Source organism: Xylophilus sp. GOD-11R (assembly GCF_033546935.1).
In the GTDB taxonomy this organism is placed as follows: domain Bacteria; phylum Pseudomonadota; class Gammaproteobacteria; order Burkholderiales; family Burkholderiaceae_C; genus Xylophilus.
Genome location: NZ_CP137854.1, coordinates 1,977,923 through 1,995,622, shown reverse-complemented (window position 1 = coordinate 1,995,622; position 17,700 = coordinate 1,977,923). Strand labels below are relative to the sequence as shown.

Below are 17,700 nucleotides of genomic sequence, written 5' to 3'. Positions count from 1 at the left end.
ATCACGCCATGAACGACATGCACGACCCATCCGACATCACCACCGGAGTCCTGGCGGACGAAGCCGCCATCGTCGCCGCCGCGCACGCGCTGCGCGAGCAGACCGTCGCCCTGCTGAGCGAGCTGGTCACACACCCCTCGCTGTTGGGCCACGAGCAAAGCGCGCAGCGACTGGTCGCCGACACCTTCGAATCAATGGGCCTGCAGGTCGACGAATTCCAGATCGACGAAGAGAAGCTCAAGCAACATCCGGCCTATTCGCCCTCCATCGTGTCCTACGACGGCCGCACCAACGTGGTCGGCATCCACCGGCCGAGCGGCCCGTTCAAGGGCCAGTCGCTCATCTTCAACGGCCACATCGACGTGGTGCCGACCGGCGCCGAAGTGCTGTGGACCGGCAGCCCCTTCTCGGGCCGGGTCGAGGGCGACCGGCTCTACGGCCGCGGCGCGTCGGACATGAAGGCGGGCATCGTTGCCTACACCATGGCCTACCGGGCGCTCAAGTCGATCGGGCTGGAGCCGGCATCGCCGGTGTACTTTCAGTCGGTGATCGAGGAGGAATGCACCGGCAACGGCGCGCTCGCCTGCCTGGTCGCAGGCTACCGGGCAGACGCCGCGGTCATTCCGGAGCCGATCGCCGAGAACGGCGTCATGACCTGCCAGATGGGCGTGATCTGGCTGGCGATCGAGGTGCTGGGCAAGCCGGTGCATGCCTCGGTGGCGCAGACCGGCGTGGGCGCCATCGACTTCGCGCTCTACCTGTTCGGCGAGCTCAAGAAGCTCGAGGAAAAGTGGAACGCACCGAGCGCGCGCTACCGCAGCTTCGCGCACCACCAGCACCCGGTGAACTTCAACCTCGGCAAGATCACCGGTGGCGAATGGGCTTCGTCCGTGCCTTCGTCGTGCCGCGCCGACATCCGCCTGGGCTTCTACCCCGACCGCAAGGTGACGCAGGTCAAGCAGGAGGTCGAAGCGCTGCTGGCCGCCGCCTACGAAGCGCATCCGGCCCATGCGGCGCTGACTTACCGAGTGCTTTACGAAGGCTTCCAGGCCGACGGCTGCCATGTGCCGGACGACGCGCCCATCGTCACGGCCATTGCCGACAGCCACTTCGACGTGGTCGGCAAGAAGCTCACCACCACCGCCTTCACCGGCACCACCGACTGCAAGTTCTTCAACCTCTATGGCGAGACGCCAGCCATCTGCTACGGCCCCTCGGGCGGCGCCAACATCCACGGCATCGACGAATGGGTGTCTATCGACAGCGTGATGCAGACGACCGCGGTGCTGGCGGTGTTCATGGCGCGCTGGTGCGGCGTCAACCGGCTGCAGGCCCAGGCCGCACAGGACGCGGTGCCGGCGGCACGGCCGGCGCTGCACAGCGTCTGACGGCGCGGCGCGGGTCGGCGACCCGCGTCAGGCCGCCATCGCGAACGGCTCGATGGTGGCGAGTTCGTCCATCAGTTCGCGGCGTGCGATGTCGGCGTCGTACTGGCTCTGCAGGTTGAGCCAGAAGGCTTCGGAGTTGCCGAAGAAGCGCGCCAGCCGCAGCGCGGCGTCCGCCATGATGGCCATCAGCAACGCCCGAACCTGTCCAGCCGGCCGACAGGGCGGCAAGCCGGCGTTCAACCCGCCTCGCTCTCACGCCCCAAATAATGCCGGGGCGTGCGCCCCATCACCCGGCGGAACATCGCGGTGAAGGCACTCGGGCTTTCATAGCCGAGGTCCATGGCCACGGTGGTGACCGACGTGCCAAGCGCCAGGCGGCGCAGGGCCTCCATCAGCCGGACCTGCTGCCGCCACAAGGTGAAGGTCATGCCGGTCTGCTCCAGGAACAGCCGGGTAAGCGTGCGGCGTCCGAGCGCGCCGAAACGCGCCCAGTCCTCCAGGTCGCCCGCGCGGCCGGGATCGGCCAGCAGGGCGCGGCAGATGCGCAGCAGACGGGCGTCGGCCGGCATCGGCACGTGCAGCGGCACCTGCGGCGCGGCGCAGATCTCGTCGAGGATCAAGCGCATCACCCGGCCGTCGCGGCCGGCCTCGTCGTAGAGCAGCGGAATGTCGATGGCCTCGATGATCAGCTGCCGCATCAGCGGCGACACCTCGATCACGCAGCATTCGGTCGGCAGGCCGGGCGAGGCGTCGGGCTGGATGTAAAGCGAGCGGTTGGACACCGCCTGTCCACGCGCGTGCATCTCGTGTTCGATGCCGCCAGGCACCCACACCGCCCGGTTCGGCGGCACCAGCCAGGCGCCGTCGGCGGTGTGGAGCGTGAACATGCCCTTGACCGCATAGGCCAGCTGGGCGCGCACATGGGAGTGGCGCGGCACGATCATCGACGGCTCGGGATCGTGCTCGACGATGATCATCGAGACCGGCCGGGGGATGTCCTGGTAATCCTGGAAAGCGACACTGCGCGCGGGGTTCGTGCTGTTCATGGCCACCCATCTTCCATGCAAGAAACGCGCCCGAACAGCGGGTTGCCATGCTGCTCGACGGCGCCAGCCGGCAGTTTGGCCCGCGCGAAACAGAACTCGGCTCGAACCGCGCAATCGCGCCCTGCCCCGCTGCCTACACTGATCCGGCCTTCGGACGGCCTGCAGGAAAGCCCGCCGCCGAGGGGCACAACCCCCGAGGATCAGCATGCAAAAACGTGAGTTCAACAAGAGTCTCCTGGCCGCCGGCGCCCTGGGGCTTTTCGAAGCCTCTTTCGGTCTCAGCCGCGCCTATGCGCAGACGCGCGGCGGCACGCTCAATTCCATCGTGCAGCCCGAGCCCCCGATGCTCAACCTGGCGATCAGCCAGCTGACGCCCACGCAGATGGTGTCGGGCAAGATCTTCCTGAGCCTGCTGACCTACGACGTCAACCTGAAACCCCTGCCGAGCCTGGCCAGGAGCTGGACCATCTCGCCCGACGGCAAGACCTACACCTTCAACCTGGAGCCCGCCGCCAAGTGGCACGACGGCAAGCCGCTGACGGCCGACGACGTGATCTACACGGTGAAAGAATTCCTGCCGGTGACCCATCCGCGCGCCAAGGCGATCTTCGCGCGCTGCGAATCCATCACCGCGCCGGACGCCCACACCGTCGTCTTCAAGCTGACCGAGCCCTTCGGCCCCTTCATCGGCGCCTTCGACATCTCCAACCTGCCGGTGATGCCCAAGCACATCTACGCCGGCACCGACGTCACCAAGAACCCGAACAACATGAACCCGATCGGTTCGGGTCCGTTCAAATTCAAGGAATGGGTGCGCGGCTCGCACATCCACCTGGTGCGCAACGACGAGTACTTCAAGCCCGGCCTGCCCTACCTCGACGCGATCATCTACCGCGTGATCCCCGACGGCGCCTCGCGCGCGCTGGCCATCGAGAAAGGCACGGTGCAGCTCACCCAGTGGACCGACCTGGAACTGTTCGACGCCCAACGCATCGGCAAGCTGCCCAACCTGCAGATGACGACCAAGGGCTACGAATACTTCGCGCCGATCATGTGGCTGGAGATCAACAACCGCACCGCGCCGCTCAACGACAAGCGCTTCCGCCAGGCGGTGATGCATGCGATCGATCGCAACTTCATCAAGGACAAGATCCTCTACGGCTTCGGCAAGGTCGCGACCGGCCCGGTCAACTCCAAGACCAAGTACTACGAGCCCAACGTGAAGAAGTACGACTTCTCCATCGCCAAGGCCAACGCCCTGCTCGACGAGATGGGCCTCAAGCCCGACGCCAAGGGCGTGCGCGCTCGCGTACGCCTGCCCGTGGCGCCCTACGGCGAGATGGTGCAGCGCGCCTGCGAATTCATCCGCCAGTCGCTCTCCAAGATCGGCGTGGCCGTGACCCTGGAGGCCAGCGACACCGGCAGCTACAGCCAGCGCATCGCCAATTGGGACTACGACCTCAACCTGCTGTGGCTCTACCAGTTCGGCGACCCGGCACTCGGCGTGACGCGCAACTACGTCAGCTCCAACATCCGCAAGATCATGTTCACCAACACGGTCGGTTATTCCAACCCCGAGGTCGACCGGCTCGCCGACGCGGCCGCCACGGAGACGGAAGACGCCAAGCGCCAGGCGCTCTACAGCCAGATGCAGAAGCTGATCGTGGAAGACGTGCCGATCGCCTGGCTGGTGGAGATGGAATTCCCGACCATCTCCGACAAGCGGGTGCAGAACCTGGTGACCACCGCCATCGGCATCCACGAGAGCTTCGACACCGTGTACTTCAAGAACTGAAGCCACTTCCGGCAGACCGACGGGCGGCCGACGCAGCCGCCCGCGTCGTCATCCACCACACCACCATCCAGGACCCTTTCGCATGAACTCCACCGCCACGCCCGAAACCACCGCCGTCGGCATGACCGAAGCCGAAGCCGAGACCCGCCGCGACCTCGCCTCGCTCTACCGCCTGGTGGCGCATTTCCGCATGACGGACCTGATCGACACCCACATCAGCGCCCGCATTCCGGGCACGCCCGATCACTTCCTGATCAACCGCTACGGCGTGCTGTTCCACGAGATGCGGCCGCAAGACCTGGTGAAGATCGACCCGACCGGCGCCGTGGTGGAAGCGGCAGACGCGAGCGCGCCGGTCAATGCCGCGGGCTTCACCATCCATTCGGCGATCCACATGGCGCGCCACGACCTGGCCTGCGTCATCCACACCCACACCGCCGACGGCATGGCCGTCGCCTGCCTCGAAGAAGGCCTGCTGCCGATCACCCAGCACGCGCTCAAGTTCTACGACCGCATCGGCTACCACGACTACGAAGGCATCGCGCTCGACCTCGGCGAGCGCGAGCGCCTGGTGGCGAGCCTGGGCGAGCATCAGGTGATGATCCTGCGCAACCACGGTTTGATGGCCGCAGGCCGCACCATCCCCGAAGCCTTCCTGAATATCTATTTCCTGGAGCGCGCATGCCAGGCGCAGGTGAAGGCGCTCAGCTCGGGCCGCACCATGACGTGGCCTTCGAAGGAGGTCTGTCAACGTACGGCCGCGCAGTTCAACCGTGAAGAAGGCGTGGAACACGCGCAGCTGGCCTGGAAGTCGGCCCTGCGGCTGATCAGCTAAGGCTGCCCCGCTTGCGCGCCACGCAGAGCGCGCCGGCGACCGGGCGGCCGAGCTCCTCGCGCAGGGGCTCCGGCTGCCAGTGCGTCAGCTCCATGCCCTGCGCCAGCAGGCATTGCCGCACATGGTCGGCCGAATGCCGGTAACGGCCGCTGGCGTGCAGGCAGACGCCATGGGGCGCCACGTCTTCGTCGGTCGTGCATTCGATGGTGAACAGGAACAGCCCGCGCTCGCGCAGGGCGACGGCCAGATGGGCGAACAGGCTGTCCAGCGCGCCGATGTAGATCAGCGTGTCGGCCGCCACGGCCAGGTCGAAGGCGGCCGGGCGGCGGGCCAGGAATTCGCCGATCTCTGCTTTTTCCAGCCGGTCGTACAGACCGCGCTCGGCTGCTTTCTCCAGCATCTTCGTCGCCAGGTCGACACCGATGATGCTGCGGCTGTACGGCGCGATGACGGGGCCGCACAAGCCGGTGCCGCAGCCCAGGTCGACAGCGTCGAATGCGCGCTCGACCAGATCGGGGCAGGCGATTGCCAGCCCGATGCCGATGAGCGCCGGCCCGCGATAGCCCAGGCTGCCCAGCAGGTTGGCGTCGAAGTGATCGGCGAAGCGGTCGAAGTGCCGCTCCAGGTAGCCGTCCGACGCCCTCGCCGGTGCCTCGGTGGCGCGGCTGCAGGCGGCCAGCATGTGCTCGGCGACCGCATGCCCGGGCTCGGCGGCCAGCCAGTCGCGGTACACCTTCGCGGCCTCGTCGAAGCGCTGCAGAAAGTAGAACGCGGTGCCGCGCATCTCGAAGGACTTGCCTTCCAGCGGCGGCAGCACGAAGGCGCGGCAGTGGTAGTGCGATGCCAGCACCGCATCGCCCGCGGCGTCGTGCAGTTGCGCCAGGTGCTGCAGTGCGGGCACATATTCGGGCTGCAGCGCGATCGCCTGGCCGAAAGACGCCAGAGCGTCGTCGGGCAGGCCGGCCTCGCGCTGGGCGGCGCCCAGGCTGGTCCACACCGCGTGCTGCCCGGGCGATAGCCCCAGCGATGCCTCGAAAGCCATCGCCGATTCGTCGAAGCGTTGCAGCGCGTACAGCACGTTGCCCAGATCGTTACGGGCGCCGGCATCGTCGGGCGCGACGCGCAGGCAGCGGTGCAGCAGTTGCAGCGCTTCGTCGTGCAGGCCCTGCTGGTGCCGGCAGACGCCGAGGTAATGCAAGGCCTCGGCGTCGTCGGTCGATGCCTGCAGCATCGCGCGATAGGCCTCGGCCGCGTCGTCGAGCCGGCCTTGCCGGTGGTGGTCGAGGGCCTGGCGCAGGGGGTCGGTGGGCATGGGCGAAACGAGCGGAGGCCGTGGGCCTCCGGGCAAGCAGAAAGTGCGGAAGGTACGGACGAGCAGCACGAGCAGGACGAGCGCCGATTCTAGGAACGACCGCCGCCCGGGTCGCCCGATCCGCTCATTCCGCCTGCACGTTCGCCGCCTTGATCACCTTTTCCCACTTCACCATCTCGCTCTGCAGCTGTTTCTGCAGCGACTCCGGCGTGACCTTGTCCATCGGCACGATCTCGCTGCTGAGCTCGGCCAGCCGGGTCTTGACCGTGTCGTCCTGCAGCGCGGCGCGCAGAGCGGCGTTGATCTTGCCGATGGCGTCCTTCGGCGTGCCCTTGGCCACGTACATGCCGTGCCACACCTTCACGTCGAAGCCTTTCAGGCCCTGCTCGTCGAGCGTGGGCAGGTTGGGAAAGCTCGACAGGCGCTGCGGCGTGGTGACGCCGTACACCTTCACGCGCTGGCCGTCCTTGATGACCGGGCCGGTCGACGTGGTCTGGTCGCAGAGCACGTCGACCTGGCCGCCCATCAGGTCGTTGAGCGCGGGGCCGGCGCCTTTGTAAGGGATCTGCGTCGGCGTCACGCCGAGCTGGCTGGTGAACAGCAGCGCGCAGAGCTGCGACACCGCACCGATGCCCGCGTGCGCCATCGACACCTTGTCGCCGTTGGCCTTCATGTAGGCCTGCAGTTCCTGGAAGTTGGCCACCGGCAGGTCCTTGCGCGAGAGCAGCGTCATCGGCACGTCCATCACCTGGCCGATGTAGTCGAAGTCCTTGAGCGGATCGAAGCTCAGCTTCTTGTAGAGCGCCGGCGCGGTCGACATGCCCATGTGCTGGAACAGCACCGTGTAGCCGTCCGGCTTGGAACGCGCCACGCGGGCGCCGGCCAGGGTGCCGCCGGCACCCACCGTGTTCTCCACCACCACCGTCTGGCCGAGCGACTTGCCCATGGGCACGGCCAGCACGCGGGCGACCACGTCGGTGGGGCCGCCAGCCGAGTACGGCACGACGAGGGTGACCGGCTTTTCGGGCCAGGCACCCTGGGCCTGAATGGCGGGTGCTGCGCCCGCCATCGCGATGAGCGCGAGCGCGGCGCCGGCGATGCGGCGGCGAACGATGCGGGTGTTGGCGATGCTCATGGATTCATGTCTCCTTCTTTGGTTGTCGATCGGCAATGGAAGCAGGCGCGGCCTGTGCGCGTCAATCGGGGACAACCACCCGGGCCATGAGCCGACGGGCGGTGGCGATGACCGGCAGGTCGACCATGCGACCGTCGACGGTGCAGGCCGCGCCGCCGTTCGTGTCGGCAGCCTCCAGTACGCGGCGCGCCCAGTCCTGTTGCTGCTCGCTGGGCATGAACGCCCGGTGCACGGCGGCGATCTGCGTCGGATGGATGCACAGCTTGGCGCCGAAGCCCATGCGCAGGGCCCGTTCGGCGTCGCGCCGCACGAGCCCGGTGTCGTGGATGTCGGCGGTGATGCTGTCGATCGCCGGCGCCAGGCTGGCACGGCGGCTGGCACGCACGATGTCCCAGCGCGCGGGCGCGATTTCGAACTGCTCGATGCCGCTGTGGATGCCGAGGTCGTTTTCCAGGTCGAGGTGGCCGAGGCACAGCCGCACCACCCCCGGCGCCCGGGCGATGGCGTCGAGCGCGTCCAGGCCGGCGCCGCTTTCGATCTGCGGCAGCAGCGGCAGACCGGGACAGGCTCGCGCCACCGCCAGCAGACAGACATCGCTCTCGGCCTTGGGCAGCACCAGCGCGCCCAGGCCCTGCGCGGCCAGTCTGGCGATCAGGTCCAGGTCCTCGTCGAACCAGGGCGTTCCCTCGCCGTTGATGCGCACGATCAGGCGCGATCGTTGCGGCGGGTCGAAGGCGGCAAAACGGTCTGCCAGGGCCTTGCGCGCGTCTTCCTTGGCCGGCGAGCCCACCGCGTCCTCCAGGTCCAGGATGACCCGGTCGGCGCCGCTGGCCAAGGCCTTGGCGTGGCGCTCGGGCCGGTCGGCCGGCACGAAGAGAAAGCTGCGGGCGTCGGCGATGGCGTGCTGCGAGTTCATCGCACGGCCTCGGCGATCGCCGGCCCTGCGAGTGCGTCGACGGCGGCTTCGTCGAGCCCGGCTTCGCGCAGCAGCGCCCGGGTGTGTTCGCCCACGCGCGGGATCGGATCCATGCGCGGCTCCCAGCGGTCGCTGCGCCCGGGCGGCAACAGGGCCGGGATATCGCCCGCCGGGCTGCCCACCTGGCGCCAGCGCTGGCGCGCCTGCAGCTGCGGATGCGCCCAGAGCCCGGCCATGTCGTTCATGGTGGCGTTGGCGATGCCGGCTTCGTCGAGCCGCGCCTGCACCTGCGCGGTGGTCATGGGAGCGAAGGCGGCGACGATGATGGCCTGCAGCGCGGCGCGGTCGGCGTTGCGGCGCGAGTTGCTGTCGAAGCGCGCATCGGTGGCCAGCGCCGGGTCGCGCAGGACGAGGTCGCAGAAGAGCTTCCATTCGCGCTCGTTCTGCAGGCCGAGCATCACCGTGCCGCCGTCGCCCGCCGGGAAGGGGCCGTACGGGTAGATGCTGGCGTGCGCCGCGCCGGCACGGGGCGGTGGCGCGGCGCCGTCGAAGGCGTAGTACATCGGAAAGCCCATCCACTCGGCCAGCGACTCCAGCATGGAGACGTCGAGGTGCGCGCCCTCCCCGGTCGTGGTGCGCCGCAGCAGCGCGGCCAGGATATTGGTATAGGCGTACATGCCGGCGGCGATGTCGGCGATGGAATTGCCCGACTTGCAGGGCTGCTCCGCCGTGCCGGTGACCGACAGAAAACCCGCCTCGCTCTGGATCAGCAGGTCGTAGGCCTTCTTGTCGCGGTACGGCCCGTCGGCGCCATAGCCGGAGATGTCGCAGACGATCAGCCGCGGATGCGCCTGCTTCAACGCCTCGTAGCCCAGGCCCATCCGCGCGGCGGCTCCCGGCGCGAGGTTCTGCACCAGCACGTCGGCCTTGGCGATGAGCGCACGCAGCGCGGCCAGCGCGTCCGGATCCTTCAGGTCGAGCGCCAGGCTTTCCTTGCTGCGGTTGGTCCAGACGAAGTGCGATGCCTCGCCGTGCACCCGCTGGTCGTAGGCGCGGGCGAAGTCGCCTGCGCCCGGCCGCTCGACCTTGATGACGCGGGCGCCCAGGTCGGCGAGCTGGCGGGTGCAGAACGGCGCGGCGATGGCGTGTTCCAGCGAGACGACGGTAATGCCTTGCAGTGGCAGGGTCATGGTGCGTTTTCCTCCCGAACTAGAACGAGCGCGGCAGGCCGAGCACGTGCTCGGCGATGTAGCTCAGGATGAGATTGGTGGAGATGGGGGCCACCTGGTAGAGCCGGGTCTCGCGGAACTTGCGCTCCACGTCGTATTCGTTGGCGAAGCCGAAGCCGCCGTGGAACTGGATGCACGCATTGGCCGCCTCCCAGCTCGCCTTGGCCGCCAGGTACTTGGCCATGTTGGCTTGGGCGCCGCAGGGCTGGTGGGCGTCGAACAGGCGGCAGGCCTCCCAGCGCATCAGATTGGCCGCCTCCACCTCGATGTGGGCCTCGGCGATCGGAAACTGCACGCCCTGGTTCTGGCCGATCGGCCGGCCGAAGACGACGCGGTCCTTCACGTATTTGGTCACCCGGTCGATGAACCAATAGCCGTCGCCGATGCATTCGGCCGCGATCAGTGTGCGCTCGGCGTTGAGCCCGTCGAGGATGTACTTGAAGCCCTTGCCTTCCTCGCCGATCAGGTTCTCGGCCGGGATCTCCAGGTTCTCGAAGAACAGCTCGTTGGTCTCGTGGTTGACCATGTTGGGAATGGGCCGCACCGTCATGCCGGTCTTCTCGGCCTGGCGCAGGTCGACCATGAAGATCGACATACCCTCGCTCTTTTTGGTGACCTCGGCCAGCGGCGTGGTGCGCGCCAGCAGAATCATCCAGTCGCTGTGCTGCACCCGGCTGATCCACACCTTCTGGCCGTTGACCACGTACTTGTCGCCCTTCTTCACGGCGGTGGTCTTGATCTTCGTGGTGTCGGTGCCGGTGGTCGGCTCGGTCACGCCCATGGACTGCAGGCGCCACTCGCCGGTGGCGATCTTGGGCAGGTAGAACTGCTTCTGCTGCTCGCTGCCGTGGCGCAGCAGCGTGTTCATGTTGTACATCTGGCCGTGGCAGGCGCCGGAGTTGCCGCCGCTGCGGTTGATCTCCTCCATCACCACCGAAGCCTCGGCCAGGCCCAGGCCGGAGCCGCCGTATTCCTCGGGGATGAGCGTGGCCATCCAGCCGGCCTCGGTGAGGGCGTCGACGAACTCGACGGGGTAGCCGCGCTGTTCGTCGATGCGGCGGTGGTATTCGTCGGGGAAGCGGGCGCAGAGGTCGCGTACCGCGTCGCGGATGTCGGCGTGGGCTTCGGCTTCAGTGGAGGCTGTGCTCATTCCAATGGATCTCGGGTTGTTTCTTCAGGCCAGGGTGGCCGTCGCCTGCATGGTCAGAAAGCCTTCGTGGTCGGCGCCCCAGAGCCGCACCGTGCGGCCGTCCTCCGAGGGCTGGCCGTTGACGCTGAAGCAATGGATGTCGAAGGTGGGCCGCACCGCACGAAAGTCGAAGGTCGCCAGCGCCCGTCCCGGCGCATGGCGGCCGAGCAGGTCGACCAGCAGCGTGGCGATCAGCGGGCCATGCACGATCAGCCCGGGGTAGCCCTCGACGCCGGTGACATAACGGCGGTCGTAGTGGATGCGGTGGCCATTGAAGGTGAGCGCCGAATAGCGGAACAGCAGCACCGGGTCGGCCAGCAGGTCGCGCTGCCAGGCGGCGCCGGTCTCGGCCACGACGGGCGCGGGCGCCGGGTCACCCGGGCGGGCGGCGGCGCGGTAGACGATGTCGTGCTCCTCGGCCAGCGCCAGGCCCCGTTCGTTGTGCACCTCGTGGCCCACGGTGACAAAGACCAGTTCCCCGCTGCGGCCGGCCTTGTGCTCCACCGACAGGATGCGCGAGTGCCGTTCGATGCGCTGCCCCACCCGCAGCGGGTTGCCGACCTGCCATTTCAGGCGGCCGCCCGCCCACATGCGGCGCGGCAGCGGCACCGGCGGCAGGAAGCCGCCCCGGCGCGCGTGGCCGTCTTCGCCGATTTCGCGCGCCAGTGGTCGGGGCAAAAAATAGAGCCAGTGCCACAGCGGCGGCAGTTCGGCCGCCGGGTCGCTGGCGAGCCGGTCGCCGTCGTCGCGGTCGAGCGTGGCGGCCAAGGCCAGGATCGGTGCGGCGCCGGCCTGGTCGACGAGGGTTTCGGTGCGGCCTGTCCAGCTTTTGAGGTGGGCGATCAGCGTCGGATCCAACGTGTCTGCGGTGCGGAAGGAAGACTCGGTCATGGCCGCATCGTCCGCCGGGCACAGCACGGGCACAATCTGCGTTTTTCGCTGCCAGCCTTCGAAAATACAAGAGGCTCATCGCTGGCAAACACCCTTGCCACCCACCATGAACTTCGATCTCCGCGACCTGCGTCTGTATGTGGCCGCCGCCGAACTCGGCAGCCTCACCCGTGCCGCCGAGCGCCTGCACCTGTCGCTGGCCGCCGCGAGCGCCCGCATCCGATCGCTGGAAGACCAGGCCGGCGTCGCCCTGCTGCAGCGCGAGCCGCGCGGCGTGCGGCTGCTGCCCGCCGGAGAAGCGTTGCTGCACCATGCACGCGCCATGCTGCGGCGCTCGGAACAGCTGCGCGCCGAACTCGACGAATACGGCGGCGGCGCGCGCGGCCACTTGCGGGTGCTGGCCAACACCACCGCCGTGACGGATTTCCTGCCTGAAATCCTGCCCGCCTTCCTGCGCGACAACCCGGGCGTGAACGTGGACCTTCAGGAAAAACCGAATACGGTGATCCCGCGCGGTGTGCTCGACGAAAGTGCCGACATCGGCATCGTCGCCGGCCAGGTCGACACGCTGGGGCTGGAGCAGATCCACTTCAGCACCGACCGACTGGTACTGGTAACCCCCGCTCGCCACCGCTTCGCTCGGCGCAAGGCCGTGGCTTTTGTCGAAACGCTGGAGGAAGACACGGTAGGCATGCAGCAAGGCAGCACGCTGCAAGCGTTCCTGGCAGGCATCGCCGACGGGCTGGGCCGGCGGCAGAAGCTGCGCCTGCAACTCGGCAGCTTCGACGCCATGTGCCGAATGATCGCCGGCGGCGTGGCGATCGGCGTGCTGCCAGAATCGGCTGCGCTACGGCATCGGGAAGCGCTCGGACTGGCACTGGTGCCGCTGTCGGATGCCTGGTGCGTGCGCGAGCGTTACCTGCTGGCACGCGACCGCGGCAGGCTGCCGGTCTACAGCCAGGCGCTGATCACCGCCATCTGCGCGCATTTCGGCACGGCCGTGGCGTGAATTCAGCGCGGGCCCTGCACGCCCAGCGTTTTCATATCGGCGATCCAGGTGGCCAGGTCGCCCGTCAGGCGTACACGCACGTCCTCGATGTATTCACCGGTGCGCCGGGTTCCCGGATTGTCCAGCGCGAACTGGCCGGCGAGCGCCAGCCTCTTTTTGTGACATTGGTCGAGCGCCCGCTCTGCGGCCATCCGGGGCTCGTGGATGCGACTGAAGTTGTCGGGCAGGGACAGCGCGGCGCAGGTACGGTATTTTTCTTCTGCCTCACGCAATTGCTCGCTGGCAGGCATCACGATGGCGCTGCGAACCTGCGCGGCGCAGACCAGGGGGATCAATCCGATCGAGAAAATCAGGGGCTTCATGCGGGGGGGGGCGGACACGTCGCGCAAAAAGACGCGAAGAACACGTGTCCATGAATGTAACTTGAACACCGTCGAAGCTACCCATCATCCTGTTGTTTCGTCAGGGTTTTCGCGGGGTTGCTACCAGCGACAATCGGTGGGTTCAGAGGGCGGTGCATGGTTTTTTCGCGGGGCCGTGCGCAAGCGAAAAGACAATACGACTCGTTATTTTTGAAAGAAAGTTGGAAGCGAGCGGAAAAACATCATTTCAAGCCCATAATGACGTCACGTTTGTGCATAGTTTTTACTTGCAGGGACGTGTCGGTGATTGGCTAGTTTCGCGCCACAGCGCATTTGTTTGTTGTGATTTGGGACTCCATCGCTTGTTTTGTATTTTTCTGGAGTCCTCATGGGCAAAAAACTCTACGTAGGCAATCTGTCCTACAGCATTCGTGACAACGACCTTCAAGAAGCCTTCGGCGAATACGGCGTCGTCGCCAGCGCCAAGGTCATGATGGAACGTGAAACCGGCCGTTCCAAGGGCTTCGGCTTCGTGGAAATGGGCACCGACGCTGAAGCGCTGGCTGCCATCGAAGGCATGAACGGCCAACAACTCGACGGCCGCGCTCTGACCGTCAACGAAGCTCGCCCGATGGAACCCCGTCCGGCCGGCGGCGGCTACGGCGGCGGTGGCCGTAGCGGTGGTGGCGGCTACGGTGGTGGCGGCGGCGGCGGTTACGGCGGCGGCGGTGGCCGTAGCGGTGGCGGCGGTGGTTACGGCGGCGGTGGCCGCGGCGGTTACTGAACCACGCAGCGCGCAAGTGCATGAAAAGGCTCCTCTGGAGCCTTTTTTCGTTGGGAGATGGATATTTTCCGAGTGCCGATCAAGACTGCTCGCTCGCTGCACGCGCTGGCCGCCGGCCTGCTCCTGGGCAGCATGCAGGCGGCTGCCGGCGCCGAGCCTGTCTCCGCCCTGGTCGACAAATACGCCTGCATGAATTGCCACGGCCCGGTGCACCGGCAGGTCGGCCCGGGGTTCGCCCAGGTCGCCGACCGCTACCGCGCCGATCCGAAGGCCGCCACCTATCTGGCCGGCCGCCTGCGCAACGGCGCCGTCGGCAACTGGGGCCGGCTGGTCATGCCGCGCCAGCCGCACATGACTGAAGATGAAGCCCTGCTCCTGGCACGCTGGGTGCTGGACCGCCCGTCACGCTGAATCCTCGCTCACCCGCATGACCCGACCTCTGCTCTGGCTCCGACCAGGCGACGCCTTTCCCCCGCTGTCGACCGCCTGGACCGACGACGATCCCGCCGCCGGCCTGCTGGCCGCGGGCGGCTCGCTGGAGGTGCGCCAGCTGATGCGGGCCTATGGCTCGGGCATCTTCCCGTGGTTCAGCGAAGGCCAGCCGATTCTGTGGTGGAGCCCCGATCCGCGCATGGTGCTGCGCACCGCCGACTTCCGCCTGCACCGATCTCTGCGCAAGGTGCTGCAGGCGTTCCGGGACGATGCGGGCTGCGAGATCCGAATCGACCACGATTTCGCCGCCACCATCAAAGCCTGTGCCAGTGCGCCGCGGGCCGGCCAGAACGGCACCTGGATCCTGCCGGACATGGTGAACGCCTATATCGCGCTGCATCGCGCCGGCCACGCGCACAGCGTCGAGACCTGGATCGACGGCGAACTCGCCGGCGGGCTGTATTGCGTCAACGTGGGCCGTGCGGTGTTCGGCGAATCGATGTTCGCACGGCGCACCGACGCCTCCAAGATCGCCCTGAGCGCGCTCGTGGCTTTTTGTCGCGCGCAACATGTCGACATGATCGATTGCCAGCAGAACACGCGACACCTGGCCTCGTTGGGCGCGGCCGAAATGCCGCGCGGCGAGTTCGCCGCGGCACTGGCCGACCGGACCCCGAAACCCGCGCCGCGATGGGAATTCACCCCCGTATACTGGCGCGAACTCCTGCCCGGCCCGCCTTCCGCGTGACGCATCTCAAGGAACTCCCCCTGCATGCCTTGCAGTTCTATGCAACGGCACCCTACCCCTGCAGCTATCTGCCGGACAGGCAGGCGCGCTCGCAGGTCGCCACGCCCGGCCACCTGATCCACAACGACATCTACAGCGAACTCATCGCCAAGGGTTTCCGGCGCAGCGGCATGTTCACCTACCGACCCTACTGCGACGGCTGCCAGGCCTGCCAGCCACTGCGCGTACGGGTCCGCGATTTCGTTCCGGACCGCAGCCAGCGCCGCGCGCAGAAACGCCACGCCGACCTGCAGGAGCGGGTGCTCAAGCTTTGCTTCGTGCCCGAGCATTACCAGCTCTACCTGCGCTACCAGAACGGTCGCCATGCCGGCGGCGGCATGGACCACGACTCCATCGACCAGTACACCCAGTTCCTGCTGCAAAGCCGGGTGAACTCGCGGCTGGTCGAATTCCGCGACGCGGCCCCCGAAGGCAAGCTCGGCACCCTGCGCATGGTGGCCATCGTCGACGTGGTCGACGATGGCATATCCGCCGTCTACACCTTCTACGACCCCGACCCGTCGGCAAGCTACGGCACCTACGGCGTGCTGTGGCAGATCGCCCAGGCGCGCAGCCTCGACCTGCCCTACGTTTACCTCGGCTACTGGATCGCCCAAAGCGACAAGATGCGCTACAAGACGCGCTTTCATCCGCACGAATTGCTGGTGGCGGGAGAATGGCAGGAAGCGTCCGCTGACAAGCTCTGATTTCACCTTATAAAATGATGGCAATCCAGGCTCCGGCGGCTTGCCTTCCATGAAGAAAACAGACAACAGCGTTCCGGCGACTCCCAATGTCCAGGTGATCGAGCGCATGTTCGCGCTGATCGATGTGCTGGCCTCGCACGAAGAGGCGGTATCGCTCAAGGAGATCAGCGAGCGCACCGGCCTGCACCCCTCCACCACCCACCGCATCCTGAACGACCTCGCCACCGGCCGCTTCGTCGATCGCCCCGAATCCGGTTATTACCGGCTGGGCATGCGCCTGCTGGAGCTGGGCAATCTGGTGAAAGCGCGGCTGTCGGTACGCGACGCCGCCCTGGTGCCGATGCGCGAGCTGCACCGCCTCATCCAGCAACCGGTCAACCTGAGCGTGCGCCAGGGCGACGAGATCGTCTACATCGAGCGCTCCTACAGCGAGCGCTCCGGCATGCAGGTGGTGCGCGCCATCGGCGGGCGGGCACCGCTGCATCTGACCTCCGTCGGCAAGCTCTTCCTGGCCGCCGACGACCCCCAACGCGTGCGCGCCTACGCCACCCGTACCGGTCTTGCCGGTCACACCCGCAACAGCATCACCGACCTGCCGGTGCTCGAGCGCGAGCTTTCGCGGGTGCGCCAGTACAGCACCGCCCGCGACAACGAGGAGCTGGAACTCGGCGTGCGCTGCATGGCCGCCGGCATCTACGACGACCAGGACAAACTCGTCGCCGGCCTGTCGATTTCCTCGCCCGCCGACCGCATCGACGAAGGCTGGCTCGCCAAGCTGGAGCAGACGGCACGCGAAATCTCCAGTTCGCTCGGCCACCGCCCACCAGTCTGAGGCCGACCGTCCAGGTTACAAGTCTTCGCGCGGCCGGCGGCGCCGGCTCCTAGCATGCGGCGCTCGGGCCCGCCGTCGCGGGCCAGGATGTCCGAGATGCACCGATCGACCCGTTTGCTCGCCACCACCCTGCTCGCGGTCTTCACCGCCATGGCCGGCGGCACGGCTGCCGCGCAGGCGCCCGCCTCGGCCGACACGCTGCGCCAGCGCTACGACACCCTGGGCGACGCACTGCGCGACAACGCCTTCGGCCGGCCGCTGGTGTTGGAGTCCTCCGAAACCAAGGAACAGCTCTCCGGCAACATCTACGCGGTGATCGACAAGCCCTTCGCCACGGTGTCCTCTGCCATGCGCAGCCCCGGCAACTGGTGCGAGGTGCTGATGCTGCACCTCAACACCAAGTACTGCGCGCCGCAGGAACAGGCCGGCGCCGTCAGTCTGGCGGTGAGCGTGGGCCGCAAGTTCGACCAGCCGCTCGACCAGGCGCAGAAAGTGGCCTTCGTCTTCACGCCACTCGCCACGGATGACCACCTGCTCGACGTGCGCCTGGGCGCCAAGGAAGGGCCGCTGTCCACGCGCGACTACCGCATCGAACTGCAGGCGATTCCGCTGCCCTCCGGCAAGACCTTCATCCACCTCGGCTACTCCTACGCCTACGGCGCTGCCGCACGCTTCGCGATGCAGGCCTACCTGTCGACGCTCGGCCGCGACAAGGCCGGCTTCACCACCGACGGCGTGCGTGGCGTGGTCGAGCGCAACACCATGCGTTACTACCTGGCGATCGACAGCTTTCTCGCCGCGCCCTCCGTCGCGCAGCGCGAGCCGCGCGCGGCCGCCTGGTTCGACGCCACCGAGCGTTACCCCAAGCAACTGCACGAGATGGAGCGCGACGAATACCTGGCCATGAAGCGCAACGAATTCGCCCGGCTGCAGCAAGCGCGGCCTTGAGCAGCGCGCGGGCCATCGACACGGGGGATTCACTGGCATCGATATTGCGATACATCAGGCAACATGCACCGGAATGGGTTGCCCCCCTGCCCCATTCCGATCG

Annotated in this window: 19 protein-coding genes; 10 read left to right on the top strand and 9 right to left on the bottom strand. The window is 67.4% G+C overall.

All coding sequences use genetic code 11. From position 1 onward, the window contains the following. Positions 1-8: 8 nt before the first annotated feature. Positions 9-1,388: an ArgE/DapE family deacylase gene (locus R9X41_RS09380; protein ID WP_318634604.1), complete on the top strand. Its 1,380-nt coding sequence runs from the start codon at positions 9-11 to the stop codon at positions 1,386-1,388. A gap of 27 nt (positions 1,389-1,415) precedes the next feature. On the opposite strand, the gene R9X41_RS09375 is transcribed toward R9X41_RS09380, so the two are convergent. Continuing rightward, complete coding sequence (locus tag R9X41_RS09375) at positions 1,416-1,574, bottom strand: helix-turn-helix transcriptional regulator (protein ID WP_318634603.1); 159 nt, start codon at positions 1,572-1,574, stop codon at positions 1,416-1,418. A 50-nt stretch (positions 1,575-1,624) separates the two neighbouring features. After that, positions 1,625-2,434: an AraC family transcriptional regulator gene (locus R9X41_RS09370; RefSeq protein ID WP_318634602.1), complete on the bottom strand. Its 810-nt coding sequence runs from the start codon at positions 2,432-2,434 to the stop codon at positions 1,625-1,627. A 205-nt stretch (positions 2,435-2,639) separates the two neighbouring features. Here R9X41_RS09370 and R9X41_RS09365 point away from each other — a divergent pair, with 205 nt between their 5' ends. Both R9X41_RS09365 and R9X41_RS09360 read left to right on the top strand, forming a co-directional pair. Continuing rightward, the gene (locus tag R9X41_RS09365) at positions 2,640-4,229 is read left to right on the top strand and encodes an ABC transporter substrate-binding protein (RefSeq protein ID WP_318634601.1); all 1,590 of its coding nucleotides are present in this window, start codon (positions 2,640-2,642) and stop codon (positions 4,227-4,229) included. Between the two features lie 82 nt (positions 4,230-4,311). After that, positions 4,312-5,064, top strand: a complete 753-nt coding sequence (locus R9X41_RS09360; RefSeq protein WP_318634600.1) for a class II aldolase/adducin family protein — start codon at positions 4,312-4,314, stop codon at positions 5,062-5,064. Here the strand turns inward: R9X41_RS09360 and R9X41_RS09355 are convergent. The 6 genes from R9X41_RS09355 to R9X41_RS09330 all read right to left on the bottom strand — a co-directional run bounded on the left by R9X41_RS09355 (position 5,057) and on the right by R9X41_RS09330 (position 11,736). Beyond that, entirely contained in the window at positions 5,057-6,376 is a 1,320-nt protein-coding gene (locus R9X41_RS09355) for a tetratricopeptide repeat protein (protein ID WP_318634599.1), read from the bottom strand. The two genes, R9X41_RS09360 and R9X41_RS09355, sit on opposite strands and share 8 nt — an antisense overlap. A 124-nt stretch (positions 6,377-6,500) precedes the next feature. Next, a complete protein-coding gene (locus R9X41_RS09350) occupies positions 6,501-7,445 on the bottom strand; it encodes a tripartite tricarboxylate transporter substrate-binding protein (RefSeq protein WP_412556701.1) in 945 nt (314 codons plus the stop codon). 127 nt (positions 7,446-7,572) lie between these two features. After that, the gene (locus tag R9X41_RS09345) at positions 7,573-8,427 is read right to left on the bottom strand and encodes an HpcH/HpaI aldolase/citrate lyase family protein (protein WP_318634597.1); all 855 of its coding nucleotides are present in this window, start codon (positions 8,425-8,427) and stop codon (positions 7,573-7,575) included. After that, positions 8,424-9,617, bottom strand: a complete 1,194-nt coding sequence (locus R9X41_RS09340) for a CaiB/BaiF CoA transferase family protein (RefSeq protein ID WP_318634596.1) — start codon at positions 9,615-9,617, stop codon at positions 8,424-8,426. Before R9X41_RS09340 ends, R9X41_RS09345 begins: the two co-directional genes overlap by 4 nt. A gap of 19 nt (positions 9,618-9,636) precedes the next feature. Further along, positions 9,637-10,806, bottom strand: a complete 1,170-nt coding sequence (locus R9X41_RS09335) for an acyl-CoA dehydrogenase family protein (protein ID WP_318634595.1) — start codon at positions 10,804-10,806, stop codon at positions 9,637-9,639. A gap of 24 nt (positions 10,807-10,830) precedes the next feature. Next, positions 10,831-11,736, bottom strand: a complete 906-nt coding sequence (locus tag R9X41_RS09330) for an HTD2 family dehydratase (protein WP_318634594.1) — start codon at positions 11,734-11,736, stop codon at positions 10,831-10,833. 106 nt (positions 11,737-11,842) lie between these two features. Between R9X41_RS09330 and R9X41_RS09325 the strand changes: the two genes are divergently transcribed. Beyond that, on the top strand, positions 11,843-12,745 hold the full coding sequence (locus R9X41_RS09325) for a LysR family transcriptional regulator (protein WP_318634593.1): 903 nt from the start codon (positions 11,843-11,845) through the stop codon (positions 12,743-12,745). Positions 12,746-12,747: 2 nt separating this feature from the next. Here R9X41_RS09325 and R9X41_RS09320 read toward each other — a convergent pair whose 3' ends face one another. Beyond that, positions 12,748-13,107 (bottom strand): hypothetical protein, encoded by a 360-nt coding sequence (locus R9X41_RS09320; protein ID WP_318634592.1) that lies wholly within the window; start codon positions 13,105-13,107, stop codon positions 12,748-12,750. 388 nt (positions 13,108-13,495) lie between these two features. Between R9X41_RS09320 and R9X41_RS09315 the strand changes: the two genes are divergently transcribed. The 6 genes from R9X41_RS09315 (at position 13,496) to R9X41_RS09290 (ending at position 17,597) form a co-directional block, all read left to right on the top strand. Then, positions 13,496-13,891, top strand: coding sequence for an RNA-binding regulator (locus R9X41_RS09315; protein WP_318634591.1), 396 nt, complete (start codon positions 13,496-13,498; stop codon positions 13,889-13,891). Positions 13,892-13,948: 57 nt separating this feature from the next. Next, the gene (locus R9X41_RS09310; RefSeq protein WP_318634590.1) at positions 13,949-14,302 is read left to right on the top strand and encodes a c-type cytochrome; all 354 of its coding nucleotides are present in this window, start codon (positions 13,949-13,951) and stop codon (positions 14,300-14,302) included. 16 nt (positions 14,303-14,318) lie between these two features. After that, a complete protein-coding gene (gene aat, locus R9X41_RS09305; RefSeq protein ID WP_318634589.1) occupies positions 14,319-15,071 on the top strand; it encodes a leucyl/phenylalanyl-tRNA--protein transferase in 753 nt (250 codons plus the stop codon). Continuing rightward, positions 15,068-15,817: an arginyltransferase gene (locus R9X41_RS09300; protein ID WP_318634588.1), complete on the top strand. Its 750-nt coding sequence runs from the start codon at positions 15,068-15,070 to the stop codon at positions 15,815-15,817. The genes aat and R9X41_RS09300 overlap by 4 nt, the downstream gene beginning before the upstream one ends. Before the next feature lie 49 nt (positions 15,818-15,866). After that, positions 15,867-16,649, top strand: a complete 783-nt coding sequence (locus tag R9X41_RS09295; RefSeq protein ID WP_318634587.1) for an IclR family transcriptional regulator — start codon at positions 15,867-15,869, stop codon at positions 16,647-16,649. A 96-nt stretch (positions 16,650-16,745) separates the two neighbouring features. Beyond that, positions 16,746-17,597: a hypothetical protein gene (locus R9X41_RS09290; RefSeq protein WP_318634586.1), complete on the top strand. Its 852-nt coding sequence runs from the start codon at positions 16,746-16,748 to the stop codon at positions 17,595-17,597. Positions 17,598-17,700: the final 103 nt, after the last annotated feature.